Source organism: Sphingomonas sp. BL-S-25 (assembly GCF_055521555.1).
In genome coordinates this window covers 306,530-321,727 of the sequence record NZ_CM145486.1, presented here as the reverse complement: position 1 = coordinate 321,727, position 15,198 = coordinate 306,530, and the positions used below count along the sequence as shown (strand labels likewise).

Below are 15,198 nucleotides of genomic sequence, written 5' to 3'. Positions count from 1 at the left end.
TCGGGATCGCCCGCACACGGGATCGCCAACTCGGCAGGACTGTTGCCAGAACGCGAAAATGACGCCTCTCCGCCCCGTGTCAACTATCGCCGCCTCGACGCGCGGATCGCTGCCCTGATGCAGGATCCCGACATGGTCGGGCTTGCGGTCGGCACGGTCGAGCGGGGGCGGGTGCGGTTCGTGAAGGGGTATGGCGAGACGGTGGCGGGGTCGGGCGTACCGATCACGCCTGACACTGTCTTCCGTTGGGCCTCGCTGTCGAAGAGCGTGGCGGCTGCGCTGGTTGCAGGGCTCGCGGACGAGGGCAAGCTCTCGCTCGATGCGTCGGTTGCGTCGCTGCACACGACACTCACGCTGCCGGGCGATACGCGCAATGTCACCGTCGCCGATGTGTTGTCGCATCGGCTGGGCCTCGTTCGAAATGCATGGGATGATCGGCTTGAGGCGGGCGAGGACCCGAAGAAACTGCGGTCCGAGTTGGGCACGCTGGCGCCCTTCTGTCCGCCCGCGACCTGCTATTCCTATCAGAATATCGCCTTCGACACCGCCTCGGAGATCGTCGAAGGCGCGACGGGTCAGGACTATGCGAGCGTCGCCCGCGCGCGCCTGTTCGGCCCGCTCGGCATGACGCATGCCAGCGTCGGGCGCGCAGGGCTGCAAGGTGCCGCGCGCTGGGCGCAGCCGCATCATCGCGGCCGGGTGCCCGCCCAGGTCGACGATAATTACTATCACGTCCCCGCCGCGGGCGGCGTCAATTCGTCGATCGAGGATCTGCTGCGCTGGATGCGCGCGCAGATGGGAGACGCGCCGGCGGTCCTGTCGCCCAAGCTGCTCGACATGATGCATCATCCGCGTGTGTCCACCCCGCCGCACGGGCGTCGCGGGCCGATGGATCGGGCGCTGACGAACGCATCCTATGGCCTGGGCTGGCGGAGTTACACCTATGCCGGCCGCAGCCTTGTGGGGCATCGCGGGTCGGTCGATGGCTATGGCTCGCTCATCCTGTTCGATCCGGCGGAACGTAGCGGGATTGTGATGTTGTGGAACAGCAACCAATTCAAGGCGGCTCGGCTGCAACTGGAGTTCTTCGACATGCTGTACGGGCTCCCGCAGACCGACTGGCTGGAGCTTCAGCAGTCGGAAGGGGGTCACGCGTCCGCGGAGCCGAAGACCGACTGACACCATTCGGCGCTGCTGACATAGCCGCCCCGTCCGGTACGGCGTCCAACTGTTGCCTGATTGCAACCGTAGCTCAAATCCGATTGCGCAAATGCACGAGATTGCTTGACAACGTTGGACAGTGGGAAGAAGGGAACGTTCTCATTTGTGAACGTTCCCATAACAAAGAGCGTCTTTTCGGGGCGCCGTGTCTCTCAGGGGAGGATTTATGAAAAGCTTCAAGGCTCGCTCGCTATTTCGTCTGGTCGTCGGGGCATCGGTCCTCGCGATCGCTGCTCCCGGTGTCGCGCTGGCTCAGGATGAGCCTGCTGCACCCGCGGCTCAGGACGGCCCCGTCACTCAGGACGACGCCGGCGAAGAGATCGTCGTTACCGGTATCCGCGCCAGTCTTCGCGCCTCGGTCGACATCAAGCGCGACGCTTACGGCGTGGTCGATGCGATCTCTGCCGAGGACATCGGCAAGTTCCCGGACACCAACCTGGCCGAGTCGCTCCAGCGCATCACCGGCGTATCGATCGATCGATCGAACGGCGAGGGCTCCCTTGTCACGGTCCGCGGCTTCGGCCCCGAGTTCAACCTGGTTACCCTGAACGGTCGTCAGATGCCGACCTCGTCGCTGGGCGATGGCGCCAGTCCGCCGGCGTCGCGCTCGTTCGACTTCGCCAACCTGGCGTCCGAAGGCATCGCGGGAGTCGAGGTCTATAAGACAGGCCGCGCGAGCATTCCCTCGGGCGGTATCGGTTCGTCAATTAACATCCGCACCCCGCGCCCGTTCGATCGCCCCGGTCTGCGCGGGAGCGTGTCGGCCAAGGCGGTGTACGATACTTCGTACAACCAGGGCACCGAGATCACGCCGGAAGTGTCCGGCTTCATCAGCAACACCTTTGCCGACGATCGGATCGGCGTGCTGCTGATCGGTTCCTATCAGCGCCGCAAGGCCAGCACGAACACTGCGAATGTCGGCTGGCGCGACGGCTATCTGGGTTCGGAGAACAATTGGGGCTCGCTGGCGCAGCCCGGCACGCCCGGCTCCGCGAACATCATCAATCGTCCGGGCCCGAACGACGTCTATCAGGTCGCCCAGAATGCGTCCTACGATCTGAACGACATCGACCGCGAGCGAATCAATGGCCAGGCGGTACTCCAGTTCCGCCCGATCGACTCGCTGACCGCGACCGTCGACTACACCTATTCGCGCAATACCGTCGAAGTGCGGAACAGCAACGTAGGCATCTGGTTCAACCATGCCGACACGTCGAGCGCGTGGACCGATGGCCCCGTCGCCGGTCCGCTCTTCTACACCGAACGCTTCGGCGCCGGGGAGCGCAAGGACCTTTCGTATAGCGGTTCGCTCGTCGCCAACCGCAGCGAGAACAAGTCGCTCGGCGCGAACCTGCGCTGGGATGCCCCGGGCAACATGACGATGGAACTCGACTTCCACTCGTCGAGCGCGGAATCGAAGCCGACGAACAAGTACGGAACCAGCGTTTCGGTCGGCAATGCCGTGTTCGGAGTCGCCAGCCAGACGGTCAATTTCGAGAACGACCTGCCGGTCATCTCCTATGTCATGCAGCCGGGGATCGACGCACTCGACCGCTCGCTGATAACGCCGACCGGCAACGCGTTCCGCAACGCCTATTTCCGCGACGACATCGACCAGATCCAGCTGCGCGGCCGCTATGACCACGAGGGCGGTTTCCTCGACAGCATCGACTTCGGCGTTTCCTATATCGAGAACAAGATCCGCTCGGCCTATGGCTTTGTCCAGAACGAAACCTGGAGCGGGGCAGGCCCGGCTTCGGATATCCCCGACGACATTTTCACGCTCGTCAGCCTGCCGGACAAGTTCAAGGGCGTGTCGGGCGCCGGGGCAGGAATGATCCAGAGCTTCTATTCGTTCGATTTCGAACGGATGGTCGACCTGATCGAAGCCAAGTACCAGATGTGCAGCGACCCGCAGACCGGCACTGCGGCGCCGGGCACTTGCTTGGCCAACTATACCGTCGATCGCCGGACCCGCGAAAAGATTCTCTCGCCGTATCTACAGGTCGCGAACAAGTTCGACCTGTTCGGCAATCCGGCGCATCTCGTGGCTGGCGTCCGCTACGAGCATACGGTCGTCGACTCACAGGCGCTGGTGCCCGTGCCGACCGGCACCTCGTGGAATGCAGCGAACGAGTTCTACGTCATCTATTCGGACGAGTCCGAATTCACCGGGTTCAAGGGTAACTACCAGAATTGGCTGCCGGCGATCGATTTTGACGTCTCGCCGTTCCAGAACGTCAAGCTTCGCGCGTCCTACAGCCACACGATCACGCGTGCGGACTATGGCAGTCTGCAGGGGGGGCTGACGCTGGACTCGCAGTTCCGCATTGCCAACGGCACCGGCAGTCGCGGCAATCCGAGCCTGCTGCCGTACAAGTCGAAGAATATCGATCTGTCGGCCGAATGGTATTACGCCCCGACCAGCTATGTGTCGGTGGGCTATTTCCGCAAGAACGTCTCGAACTTCATTTCGCAGGATCGCGTCAACGAGACGGCGTTCGGCCTGCGAACGGTCGCCAATGGTCCGCGCTATCAGGCTGCGGTTGCGGCGCTGGGGGCAGCTGCCAATCCGCAGACGATCCGCCAGTATATCTTCGACAATTTCCCGGGCTCGACGGCTCCGGATGGCGTCGATCCGGCCGGCTTCACCACCGGCAAGATCTTCGCACTGCCGGAAGATCCGTTGCTTCAGTTCCAGATCCAGACCCCGGTCAACAGCACCCAGACTGCGGTGCTCGAGGGTTGGGAATTCGCGCTGCAGCACAGCTTCTGGGACACCGGCTTCGGCGTCATTCTCAACTATACCAAGGTCGATGGCGACGCGGTGTACGACAATACCAAGCCGTCGAGCGTGACGCAGTTTGCGCTGACCGGGCTCAGCGACAGCGCCAATGCGGTCGGCTTCTATGACAAGAATGGCATCCAGGCCCGCGTCGCGTGGAATTGGCGCGACAAGTTCCTTGCGGGAACGGGCCCCAACCCCTTCTATGTCGAGGCCTATTGGCAGATCGACGCGAGCGCGAGCTACGAGTTCACCAAGGGCCTGACTGTATTCGTCGAAGGCATCAACCTGACGAATGAGGGCCGCCGCGGTCATCTGCGCTCGGACCGCAATGCGAGCTTCGCGTCTCCGGGTTATGCTCGCTATCAGGCGGGCGTTCGCTTCAACTTCTGATCCGGGTCAGCCCCCTGTCCGGATCGGGCCACGGGAAAGCCACTCTCTCGCGAGGGTGGCTTTTTCCGCGCCCGGGGGGCAGGGTTCGTGGCCCAGGAGAGAGTAGAGTCACCGCGTGACCAGACCCATCAGCAGCATCGTGATCGTCGGCGGCGGCACCGCAGGCTGGCTGGCGGCGTGCCTGATCGCCGCCCGCTCGGCATCGGGCGACACACCGCCGCTGAGCGTCACGCTGATCGAATCTCCCGACATTCCAACGATCGGCGTGGGGGAGGGGACCTGGCCGACGATGCGCGCCACGCTCGATCGGATCGGGATTGCCGAGAGCGACTTTCTCCTCGCCTGCGATGCGTCGTTCAAGCAGGGATCGCGCTTCGACGGCTGGGTGACCGGAGCGCCGGGCGAGCATTATTACCACCCGTTCGTCGCGCCGATCGACGGTGACCCGCGCGATGTGGTCGCCGCCTGGCAGTCGTCCCCAGCCGATCGCCCCTTTGCCGACGCGGTCTCCGCACAGCCGCTTGCTTGCGAGCGCCACCTGGCGCCACGGCAGCGCGCCATGCCCGATTATGCCGGGGCACTGAACTATGCCTATCACCTCGACGCGGGGAAGCTGGCGGCCCTGCTGATGCGCCACGCCACGAGCAAGCTCGGCGTCCGGCACCTGCGCGATCACGTCACCGGGGTTGATCGCGCCGATAACGGCGATATCTCCGCGGTTCGCACGCGGTCCTCGGGGTCGATTGCCGGCGACCTGTTCATCGACTGCTCCGGTCATGCCGCTTTGCTCATCGCGGGCGAATATGGCGTCAGCTTCGTCGACCGGCGCGGCGAATTGTTCAACGATCGCGCACTTGCGCTCCAGGTGCCGGTGCCGGCTGACAGCGCGATAGCGTCGCAGACCACGGCGACTGCCCATACGGCCGGCTGGATCTGGGACATCGGCCTGCCGACGCGACGCGGGATCGGCTGTGTCTATGCTTCGGACTTCATCAGCGACGACGAGGCAGTCGACACCCTGCGCGACTATGTCGCCCGCACCGCGCCCTGGGCGGCCGCCGACACGCTGGAGCCACGCCGCCTGACCTTCCGCTCGGGCCATCGCGAGCGGTTCTGGGAAAACAATTGCCTCGCTATCGGGCTGTCGGCAGGCTTCCTCGAACCACTCGAGGCCTCGGCGATCGTATTGATCGAATTGTCGCTGGGCGCGCTGATCGACAATTTCCCCGTGACGCGCGAGATGATCGACATCCATGCCGGGCGGTTCAACACGCTGTTTCGCTACCGCTGGGATCGCATCGTCGAGTTTCTCAAGCTCCATTACGTCCTGAGCCATCGGGACGAGCCCTATTGGCGGGAGCACCGTGACCCGGCCTCGATCCCGGACCGACTGACCGATCTTCTGCAGGTCTGGCGCCATCAGCCACCTTCGCATCATGACCTGGGCATGATCGACGAGATATTCCCGGCGGCAAGCTATCAATATGTGCTCTACGGCATGGGCTTCCCGCCGCCCGTAGCGGGCACGCGGACACCCCGATCCGGCAACGCCGACGCGGCGCTGCGTCAGGTCGAGCATCGTGCCCGCACGCTCGCGTCCAGCCTGCCGGGCAATCGCGCCTATCTTTCCGCCCTACGCGCCGCTGCGCTCCAGGAGACGATCTGAATGTCCGGACACCAACTCCTCACCGCCGAGGATCATCGCGACCTGCGCATCCGCACCGACCGCGCCGTCGAACTTGGCGACGGGGTGATGAGCTGCGTCACCATGCCCTATGAGTTTCGGCAGGTGCAGGACGAATATCCGATCCTGTTCCGCCTGAATCAGGAACGCAACAGCTTCACCGCGCTTGCGCTCTTCGGCTTCCAGAATGGCGAGAACCTGTTCCTGCGCGATGGCCGATGGGACGCCCGCTATGTGCCCTTGGCGCATGATATCCAGCCGTTCCTGATCGGCGGCGCGCCCGAGGACACCGCAGCGAAGCAGGTCCATGTCGACATGGAGAGTCCGCGCATCGGCGGAGAGGAAGGCGTCCGCGCCTTCGATCCGGACGGCCGCCCGACACCCTTTCTCGACGCTGTCGCCGAAAAGCTCGGTGCGCTTGACGAAGGCTATCGCGCCTCGGCCGATTTCTTTGCCGCGCTGCGCCGCTATGATCTGCTCGAGCCGCTGACCCTGGAGATCACGCTCGCCGACCACTCAACCAACCGGCTGGTCGGATTTCATGTCATCGACGAGGACCGTCTGCGCAGCCTCGATGGTGGCGCGGTTGCCGAACTCCATGCCGACGGCCACCTCATGCCGATCTTCATGGCGCTGGCGTCGCTGTCGAACATCGGCGCGCTCGTCGCTCGCAAGAATCGCGACATCGGCCATGGCTGAAGCCGATTGCGATATCTTCGCGCAGCTTGCGTCGGTGCCGGAGGTGACGGTCACCGATCCCGCACAGCTCGATGCGCAGTTGCGCTCGGCGACCGCGCCGTTCGTCGTGCGTGGGCTGGTCAAGGACTGGCCGCTGGTGCAGGCCGGGCTTCGGTCCAGCCGCGATGCCCGCAACTATCTCCTCCAGCATCGACGCAACCGTCCCTTCACCGTGTCGGTCGGTGCGGCGGGTGAAGACGGCCGCCTGTTCTACGATGCCGCGATGGCGATGAACTTTGTGACGGTCCAGGGCGACCTGCCCGAGGTCTTCGCCGATATCGACAGACTGGAGGCAAAGGGAGATCCGCGCGCGATCTATCTCGGCTCGGTCGACGTCCACGATTTTTTCGACGGCCTGCATCAGGCCAATCATGTCGATCTGGGCGCGCGCGAACCGCGCGCCAGCATCTGGATCGGCACCGCGACCCGCATCGCCGCGCATAACGACTTTCCCGACAATCTCGCCTGTGTCGCCGCCGGCAGGCGCCGCTTCACGGTCTTTCCCCCGGAGCAGTTCCGCAACCTCTATCTCGGCCCGATCGACAACACCCCCGCCGGCCGCGCGATCAGCATGGTGGATTTCCATTCACCCGATTTCGCCGCCCATCCGCGCTTCCGCGAGGCGATGCAGCACGGTCAGACAATAGAGCTCGATCCGGGGGACGCGATCCATATCCCCAGCATGTGGTGGCATCATGTCGAGGGGCTCGCCCCCTTCAACATCCTCGTCAATTACTGGTGGCGCGACACGCCGCGCTGGATGGGTCAGCCGCAGGATGCGCTGATCCACGCGATGCTCGCCATCCGCGAGCTGCCGGAGGACGAGAAGCGGCACTGGCGCGACATGTTCGACCATTATGTGTTCGAAAATGACGATGGGGTCGCGTCGCACATCCCCCCCGAGGCGCGCAGCATATTGGGGCCGCTGACCCCCGAAACCGCAGGCCGGATGCGCGCCTATCTGCTGAGGAGCCTGAGCCGATGACCACTGCCGATCGGCGCCTGCGCCGTGTCGTGATCGCTGGCGGTGGGACCGCCGGCTGGATGGCCGCCGCGGCGATGGCGCGCACCCTGGGGCCCACCGTTGACCTCACGCTGATCGAGTCAGAGGCGATCGGCACGATCGGCGTCGGGGAGTCGACCATCCCGCCGCTGGTCAATTACAACCGCCTGCTTGGCATCAACGAGGCCGAGTTCATGCGCGCCACCCAGGCGACGTTCAAGCTGGGCATCCTGTTCGACGACTGGAAGGAACCGGGCAGCCGCTATTTTCACTCGTTCGGCCTGACCGGCAAGGATCACTGGTCGGCGGGGTTCCAGCATTTCTGGCTCTATGGACGCAGCAAGGGCCATGACCAGTCCTATGACGAGTATTGTCTCGAACTGATCGCTGCGTTGAAGGGCCGGTTCGCCCACCTTCCCGAAGACCGGATGAACTATGCGTACCAGCTCGATTCCGGGCTCTATGCGAAGTTCCTGCGCAAGATGGCGGAAGGGGACGGCGCCACCCGCATCGAAGGGCGCATCGCGCGCGTCGAGCTGGACGGGGAAAGCGGCGATATCGCCGCGCTGCATCTGGATTCGGGGCAGCGGGTCGAGGGCGATCTGTTCATCGACTGTACCGGTTTCCGGGCATTGCTGATCGGTGAGGCGCTGCATGTCGGCCATGACGACTGGACGCACTGGCTGCCCTGCGATTCCGCGATCGCGCTGCAGACCGAGAGCGTCGGGCCGGCGGTGCCATATACGCGCGCCATGGCGCATGATGCGGGCTGGCAGTGGCGAATTCCGCTGCAGCACCGCGTCGGCAACGGCATCGTTTATTGCAGCCGCTATCTCGACCGCGACGCTGCGCTCGACCGTCTGGTCGGCAATGTCGAGGGCGAGGTGCTCACCGAACCCAATTTCCTGCGCTTCGGTGCCGGCGCGCGCCGCAAGCAATGGCATCGCAACTGCGTCGCTGTCGGCCTGTCGGGTGGATTCATGGAGCCGCTGGAATCGACCAGCATTCATCTGATCCAGCGCGCGGTGCTGCGCCTGATCCGGATGATGCCGCTGGGCGAGGTCAGCGAACACGACATTGCCGAGTTCAACGACCAGCAGCATAACGACATGCTGCAGATCCGCGATTTCCTGGTGCTCCATTACAAGGCGACCGATCGCCGCGACAGCGCCTTCTGGCGGCAATGCGCCTCGATGGAGATCCCGGACTCGCTGGCGCACAAGATCGAGCTGTTTCGCGAGACTGGCCGCGTCTTCCGTCGCAACGATGAGCTGTTTGCCGAGAACAGCTGGGTCCAGGTGATGATGGGGCAGGGGATCATGCCCCGATCCTGGCATCCGATTGCGGAGAAGCTGCGCGACGACGAACTCACCCGGTTGCTGACCATGTTGCGCGACGATGTCACGCGAACGGTGGGGACGCTGCCCGAACATGCCGCCTATGTCGCCCGCTATTGCGGCGCTGCCCGGCCTGCTTCAGCTTAAGTTCGGGCCGGGGGGACCAGATGATCAGGCGCAAGCGTTCCGTTACCATCAAGCATGTCGCGGCCGATGCCGGCGTGTCGTTCCAGACCGTCAGCCGCGTCATCAACAACGAGCCCGGCGTACGTCCGGAAATGAAGCAGCGCGTCCAGGCGTCGATCGACAAGCTGGGCTATGTTCCCTCGATCGCGGCGCAGCGCATGGGCGGCTCGCGCTCCTATCTGATCATCGCGCTGAACGACCGCGAGCGCACCATCGCCGACTGGCGCGCGCGACAGGGTGCCGACTGGGTCGACCAGATGCTGCTCGGCGGCATGCTGAAATGCCATGAATATGGGTATCGCATGATCATCGAACTCGTCGACACGCATAGCGACCATATCGAGCGCGAACTGGCAGCGGCCATTGCCTCGCTCCAGCCGGACGGCGTCATCCTGACCCCGCCGCATTCCAGCAACCCGCTGATCACCGGCCTGCTGGCGGAGCATCATATCAGCTTCGCGCGCATCGGCTCGCTCGATTTAGGCCCGGGCTTCGCGCTGACTATGGACGATGAACGCGCGGCATGTCTGGCAACCGACCACCTCGTCGAACTGGGTCACCGACGGATCGGCTTCATCGCGGGGCCGCAGGATTATGAGCTCAGCATGTGGCGGGTCGATGGCTGGAAGGCCGCGATGGCCCGCGCCGGGCTCGATATCGACGGCCTGCTCGCGGGCGGCGATTTCAGCCTCGCATCGGGAAAGGCGGCGGCAACGACGCTCTTGTCCGGCGCCGATCCCGTCACCGCGATCATCGCCAGCAACGACCAGATGGCGCTTGGCACGCTCGAGGCCGCCCGCGAACTCGGGATTACAATTCCCGATCATCTGTCGCTGATCAGTTTCGACGACACCCCGATCGTGCGCGTCACGCATCCGCCGCTCGCCGCCATCGTCCAGCCGATCGCCGAAGTTGCGGCGCGGTCGGTGGAACTGATCATCGCGGAGCGCGCCGGCAAGGCAGCGCCGGGCGACCCGATCGTGGTCCCGGCCAGCCTCGTGCTGCGAAACTCGACAGCGCCGGCACCGATCAGAGGCTGACCCGAGGCCAGGGCACCGCCCGCGGTGCTCATCGACATTGGGACACGCCACGGCGCGTCGCGGCGATTGTTGCAGAACCGCAACATCGTAACAAAGCTGTCATCGAACCGTCTTCCACATGTCTTCGATCTCGCACCGGCGCGTCATGCTGGCCCCCTAGCGGAGCCCTGCGGCCGGCAGGGGGCATACCGAGTCGCATCACCCACGCAGACCCCGCCCAAACTGCCGGCAATCGACCCGGAACGGAGATTTTATGGCCAGCTTCAAGCGTCTCAGCCTCATTCTTATGACCAGCTGCGCCGGCGGCGCGATGCTGTCGGCTTGCGACGGCGCGACCAGCGTCGCTTCCCCCGGCGAGGGCGTGATCGTGGTTCCGGCGCCGACTCCGGCTGCCCCGACTCCCACGCCGACCCCGACGCCGACCCCGGGAACTCCTGCTGCTTCGTGCCCGTCGGGCACGATCGACCGCGGGGTCATCGGGTCGTTCCGCGGCTGCCGCATTCCGTCGCTGATCACCGGCAACACCACGCTCGCCAAGCTTCCGGGCGTCGCCTACGAAATCAACGGTCGTGTCAATGTGGGCATCGACATCGGTGGGGCGGGGAACGCGCCGGGCGGTCAGTCAGCCATCCTGACGGTTCAGCCCGGCGTGATCTTTTACGCCAACGAACTCGATGCCGATAACGACTATCTGATCGTCAACCGCGGCTCGCGCATCCTGGCGGAAGGCACCGAGACTGCCCCGATCATCTTCACCTCAGGGCAGAACCTGCGCGGGAGCGCGACCGACGAGTCACAGGGTCAGTGGGGTGGCGTGATCCTTGCCGGTCGCGCGCCGATTTCGAACTGCAGCACCGCCGGTGCCGTCGGTGGTTCGGCTGAGTGTGACAACGTGGTGGAAGGGACCGGTACCGCGCGGTACGGCGGCAATTCGGTGTCCGACGACAGCGGCGTGATGCGCTATGTCCAGATCCGTTACTCGGGCACGATCCTGGCCGAAGGCGTCGAGCTTCAGGGCCTGACCTTGGGCGGAACCGGCTACGGCACGCAGCTCGACCATATCCAGGTCCACAACAGCTCGGACGACGGCATCGAGATTTTCGGTGGCCGCACCAACCTGAAGTATCTGGCCATCACCGGCGCGGACGACGACTCGCTGGATTACGATGTGGGCTGGCGCGGCATGGTCCAGTTCATGATCGCCATCCAGAAGCCGACCAACACTCAGAGCGACAATTACCTGCTCGAGATCGACTCGAATGGTGCCGAAGAGGCACTGCCGCGCACCTGGGGCCAGATCGCCAACTTCACCATGGTTCAGACCAGCACCGCCACCAACGCCGCGATCCGCATCCGCGGTGGTGCCGATAGCCGTTTCATCAATGGCATCGTCACCACTCCGCAAGCATGCCTGAACATGGTGGCAGGCGCCGGAGCCAACGATGGTTCCCAGACCACGATCCGCACGGGGGATTCGACCCCATCGACGACGAGTCCGCTGGTGACCGGCTCGCTCGGGCCGCTGCAGGACTATGGTGCTCCGTTTTTCCACTCATTGTACTTTGCATGCGGCGCGACGAAATTTGCTGTCAGCTCGGTCACCGGCTCGAATGGCGCTGTGACGATCTCTGCCGACCAGCAGCGGGCGGTCGTCGAGAATGCACGCAATAATAACGTAAACATCAACGGCGTGATCGGTGATGCGCTGACGGCGCAATATCGTCTCGGCGCTGGGCCGCAGGCTGTCACTGCCACCAACCCGGCCAATTATAACCCGGCACCAGCGACCGGCCTGGCGGCGTTCTTCGTCGCGGCCGACTATCTGGGGGCCGTGTCTCCCAGAGAGGGCGATCCGAACGCGACCTGGTTCGAGCGTTGGACCTGCAACTCGAACCGCGCCAACTTCGGCACGGCGAGCGGCAACTGCACCGCGCTGCCGGTCAACTAAGACCCTGGCAACCTTGCGGGGCGGCGGCATCGATCCGCCGCCCCGCATGCCGTCTTCTCTCCGCCCTTCGACCGACCGGATACGCACATGAAAAAGCAGCTCGCTTTCGGCACGCTCCTTCTCGCTACCACGACCCTCGTCACGCCCGGCGCGCTGGCGCAGGATGGCAGCGTCGTGACGCCGACGACCCAGCAGGAGCAGGCCGAACCGACTCAAGATGCGGGGCAGGACCCCGGCCAGGAGACGGTCGAAATCTCTGCCCCCGGCATGGACGGCGAGATCAGCGAGATCGTCGTCGAGGGACGCAACATTCCCAACGTCGTCCGCGCGACGCCGCAGGTCGTCTCGGTCCTGTCGTCGGAGGATATTTCCCGCACCGGTGAAGGCGACATTGCCGGCGCGCTGGAACGCGTGACGGGCCTTTCGGTCGTGGGCGACGGCTTCGTCTATGTGCGCGGTCTGGGCGACCGCTATTCCTCGTCGCTGCTGAACGGGTCGCCGCTGCCGAGCCCCGAGCCACTGCGCCGCGTCGTTCCGCTCGACATCTTCCCGACCAACATCATCGCCTCGGCACTGGTCCAGAAGAGCTACTCCGCCAATTATCCCGCCGAATTCGGCGGCGGCGTGATCAACCTGACCACCCGCGCCGTGCCGAAGGACAGCTTCCTCCAGGTCGGTGCCTCCATCGGGGCGGACACCTTCACCACCAGCAATCTCGGCTATGTCTATGACGGTGGCCGTGCCGACTTCTTCGGCTACGACACCGGCGAGCGTGACGTGCCGCAGTTCATCAAGGATGCCGGCCGCAACCGCACCGCGATCCTGCCGTCCAGCGCGATCACCGGCCTGACCAACGCCGAGACGACCCTGGCCCAGACCAATTATCACATCCCGCCGAACCTCAGCTGGGAGGCCAGCATGGGCGGGTCGGTCGATATCGGCGGCGCGCGCGTCGGCCTGATCGCTGCCGGCGGCTTCAGCAATTCCTGGCGCACGCGCGACGCGATCCAGCAATTCTCGATCGACAATCAGGGCGGTTTCGCCAAGGACTTCCGTACCGTCACGACCGACAATCGCATCCTGGTCAACGGCATGATCGGCCTGGGTGCGGAGTTCGGCGAGCACAAGCTGCGCTGGACCAACCTCTATATCCACGACACGCTGAAGCAGACTGCGCTCGGCACCGGTGGCCAGGGCAACAATTTCGACGTGATCGACGGAAACCAGGCGTTTCTCGACCAGAACACCAGCTGGTTCGAACGCCAGTTGATCAACTCGCAGCTGGCCGGCGAATTCAAGTTCGGCGACCTCAGCCTCGACCTGCGTGGCAGCTATGCCAACACCAAGCGCAAATCGCCCTATGAACGCTATTTCCGCTACACCTATGTCGGATCGCGCGGGAACACCCCGATCAACGACTATATCAACAATCTCGGCACGCTGACCCCGGCGACGATCGCGTTCAGCGACCTGAACGAGGATCTCTGGGCCGGGCAGGCGGACGTCGCCTATCGCTTCAACCTGTCCTTCCCGCTGACCGTGTCGGCCGGCTATAATTATAGCGACGCGGACCGTACCTCCAGCCGCTATTCCTTCCAGTATTTCGGCCCCGACGGCGTGTCGCTGCCCGACGTGCTGGCGCAGCTGCGGCCCGACTATCTCCTGTCGGACGACACGATCCTCAACGGGTGCCGCCGCTGGATCCCGGGCTTCCCGCAGGACAGCACCTCGTGCATCGAGTTGCGCAACACCTCGGCCAATTCGGGCGCCGCGGAATATAGCGCCGGCCTGAAGACCCATGCCGGCTATCTCCAGGCCGATCTCGAGCCCGTCTCGAACATCCGCGTCAATCTGGGCGTGCGCTACGAAAAGGCGGATGAGGTCGTGAACACCGGCGGGGCCGTCAACACCAATCTCAGCAACAGCTACTGGTTGCCCGCCGCCACGGTGACGTGGACATTCGAGCAGAACATGCAGCTGCGCTTCCACGCGTCGAAGACGATCGCGCGTCCGCAGTTCCGCGAACTCGCGCCGCAGCTGTACCAGGATTTCGAGACCAACCGTCAGTTCCTCGGCAACCCGCTGCTCAACGATTCGCAGCTGTGGAACGGCGAGATCCGCTACGAGTGGTTCTACGCCCGTGATCAACGGATCACGCTGGCCGGCTTTTTCAAGAAGATCGACAATCCGATCGAGACCGTTGCCTTCTTCCCGGGTGGCTCGACCACCCCGCAGGTCGGCTTCTCCTACGCGCCCAGCGCCAAGCTGTATGGTGCCGAAATCGAAGCAATCAAATATGTGCCGCTCGAGTTCATCTCGCCGGCGCACCGCCTGCTGCTGATCGCCAACTATACCTACACCAAGTCGCAGCTCGACGTGGACGACAGTCTGGTGCCCAGCCCGCTACAGGGCGACGTGGCGAGCTATGTGCGCGCCAATCAGCTGTTCGTCGACGGCGATCCGCTGGTCGGCCAGTCGGATCATCTGGTGAATTTCCAGCTCGGGATCGAAAATCGCGACCGGCTGTCGCAGCTGACCTTCCTGGTCAATTATGCCAGCGAGCGCGTGACCACCCGCGGTCCCGTATCTCCCGACGGCACCGGCATCCCGCAGCCGAACATCGTCGAACGGCCGGGCTGGCGCTTCGACCTGGTCGCTCGCCAGGGCGTCCAGCTGGGCGGTGTCGACTTCGAGCTGAAGTTCGAGGCGCGCAACCTGACTGCCCGCCGCTACGAGGAGTTCCAGATCTTCTCGAATGGTGTACGCCGCGACGTGAACACCTATGACCTTGGTCGTTCCTTCACGATCGGCCTCGGCATCACCTTCTGATCTGCGCTTCCCGAAGAAAAAGGCCCCGGTGCGC

Annotated in this window: 9 protein-coding genes; all 9 read left to right on the top strand. The window is 64.3% G+C overall.

The genetic code is table 11. The features are described from left to right. Window positions 1-42: 42 nt before the first annotated feature. The gene (locus ACZ1H8_RS01595; RefSeq protein ID WP_465179654.1) at window positions 43-1,179 is read left to right on the top strand and encodes a serine hydrolase domain-containing protein; all 1,137 of its coding nucleotides are present in this window, start codon (window positions 43-45) and stop codon (window positions 1,177-1,179) included. Between the two features lie 208 nt (window positions 1,180-1,387). Then, the gene (locus tag ACZ1H8_RS01590; RefSeq protein WP_465179653.1) at window positions 1,388-4,399 is read left to right on the top strand and encodes a TonB-dependent receptor; all 3,012 of its coding nucleotides are present in this window, start codon (window positions 1,388-1,390) and stop codon (window positions 4,397-4,399) included. Between the two features lie 115 nt (window positions 4,400-4,514). Then, a complete protein-coding gene (locus tag ACZ1H8_RS01585; RefSeq protein WP_465179652.1) occupies window positions 4,515-6,065 on the top strand; it encodes a tryptophan halogenase family protein in 1,551 nt (516 codons plus the stop codon). Beyond that, window positions 6,066-6,782, top strand: a complete 717-nt coding sequence (locus ACZ1H8_RS01580) for a SapC family protein (protein ID WP_465179651.1) — start codon at window positions 6,066-6,068, stop codon at window positions 6,780-6,782. It begins immediately after the preceding gene. Further along, window positions 6,775-7,806, top strand: coding sequence for a cupin-like domain-containing protein (locus ACZ1H8_RS01575; protein ID WP_465179650.1), 1,032 nt, complete (start codon window positions 6,775-6,777; stop codon window positions 7,804-7,806). The genes ACZ1H8_RS01580 and ACZ1H8_RS01575 overlap by 8 nt, the downstream gene beginning before the upstream one ends. Continuing rightward, a complete protein-coding gene (locus tag ACZ1H8_RS01570; protein WP_465179649.1) occupies window positions 7,803-9,308 on the top strand; it encodes a tryptophan halogenase family protein in 1,506 nt (501 codons plus the stop codon). Before ACZ1H8_RS01575 ends, ACZ1H8_RS01570 begins: the two co-directional genes overlap by 4 nt. Window positions 9,309-9,328: 20 nt before the next feature. After that, window positions 9,329-10,387: a LacI family DNA-binding transcriptional regulator gene (locus ACZ1H8_RS01565; protein WP_465179648.1), complete on the top strand. Its 1,059-nt coding sequence runs from the start codon at window positions 9,329-9,331 to the stop codon at window positions 10,385-10,387. A 253-nt stretch (window positions 10,388-10,640) separates the two neighbouring features. Further along, the gene (locus tag ACZ1H8_RS01560) at window positions 10,641-12,335 is read left to right on the top strand and encodes a hypothetical protein (RefSeq protein ID WP_465179646.1); all 1,695 of its coding nucleotides are present in this window, start codon (window positions 10,641-10,643) and stop codon (window positions 12,333-12,335) included. A gap of 87 nt (window positions 12,336-12,422) precedes the next feature. Continuing rightward, window positions 12,423-15,164: a TonB-dependent receptor domain-containing protein gene (locus tag ACZ1H8_RS01555; RefSeq protein WP_465179645.1), complete on the top strand. Its 2,742-nt coding sequence runs from the start codon at window positions 12,423-12,425 to the stop codon at window positions 15,162-15,164. Window positions 15,165-15,198: the final 34 nt, after the last annotated feature.

Bases quoted from the DNA above. Each gene is read 5' to 3' on its own strand.
- ACZ1H8_RS01565 (WP_465179648.1), top strand. From the start codon at position 9,329: ATGATCAGGCGCAAGCGTTCCGTTACCATCAAGCATGTCGCGGCCGAT.
- ACZ1H8_RS01580 (WP_465179651.1), top strand. From the start codon at position 6,066: ATGTCCGGACACCAACTCCTCACCGCCGAGGATCATCGCGACCTGCGC.
- ACZ1H8_RS01590 (WP_465179653.1), top strand. From the start codon at position 1,388: ATGAAAAGCTTCAAGGCTCGCTCGCTATTTCGTCTGGTCGTCGGGGCA.
- ACZ1H8_RS01575 (WP_465179650.1), top strand. From the start codon at position 6,775: ATGGCTGAAGCCGATTGCGATATCTTCGCGCAGCTTGCGTCGGTGCCG.
- ACZ1H8_RS01570 (WP_465179649.1), top strand. From the start codon at position 7,803: ATGACCACTGCCGATCGGCGCCTGCGCCGTGTCGTGATCGCTGGCGGT.
- ACZ1H8_RS01555 (WP_465179645.1), top strand. From the start codon at position 12,423: ATGAAAAAGCAGCTCGCTTTCGGCACGCTCCTTCTCGCTACCACGACC.
- ACZ1H8_RS01560 (WP_465179646.1), top strand. From the start codon at position 10,641: ATGGCCAGCTTCAAGCGTCTCAGCCTCATTCTTATGACCAGCTGCGCC.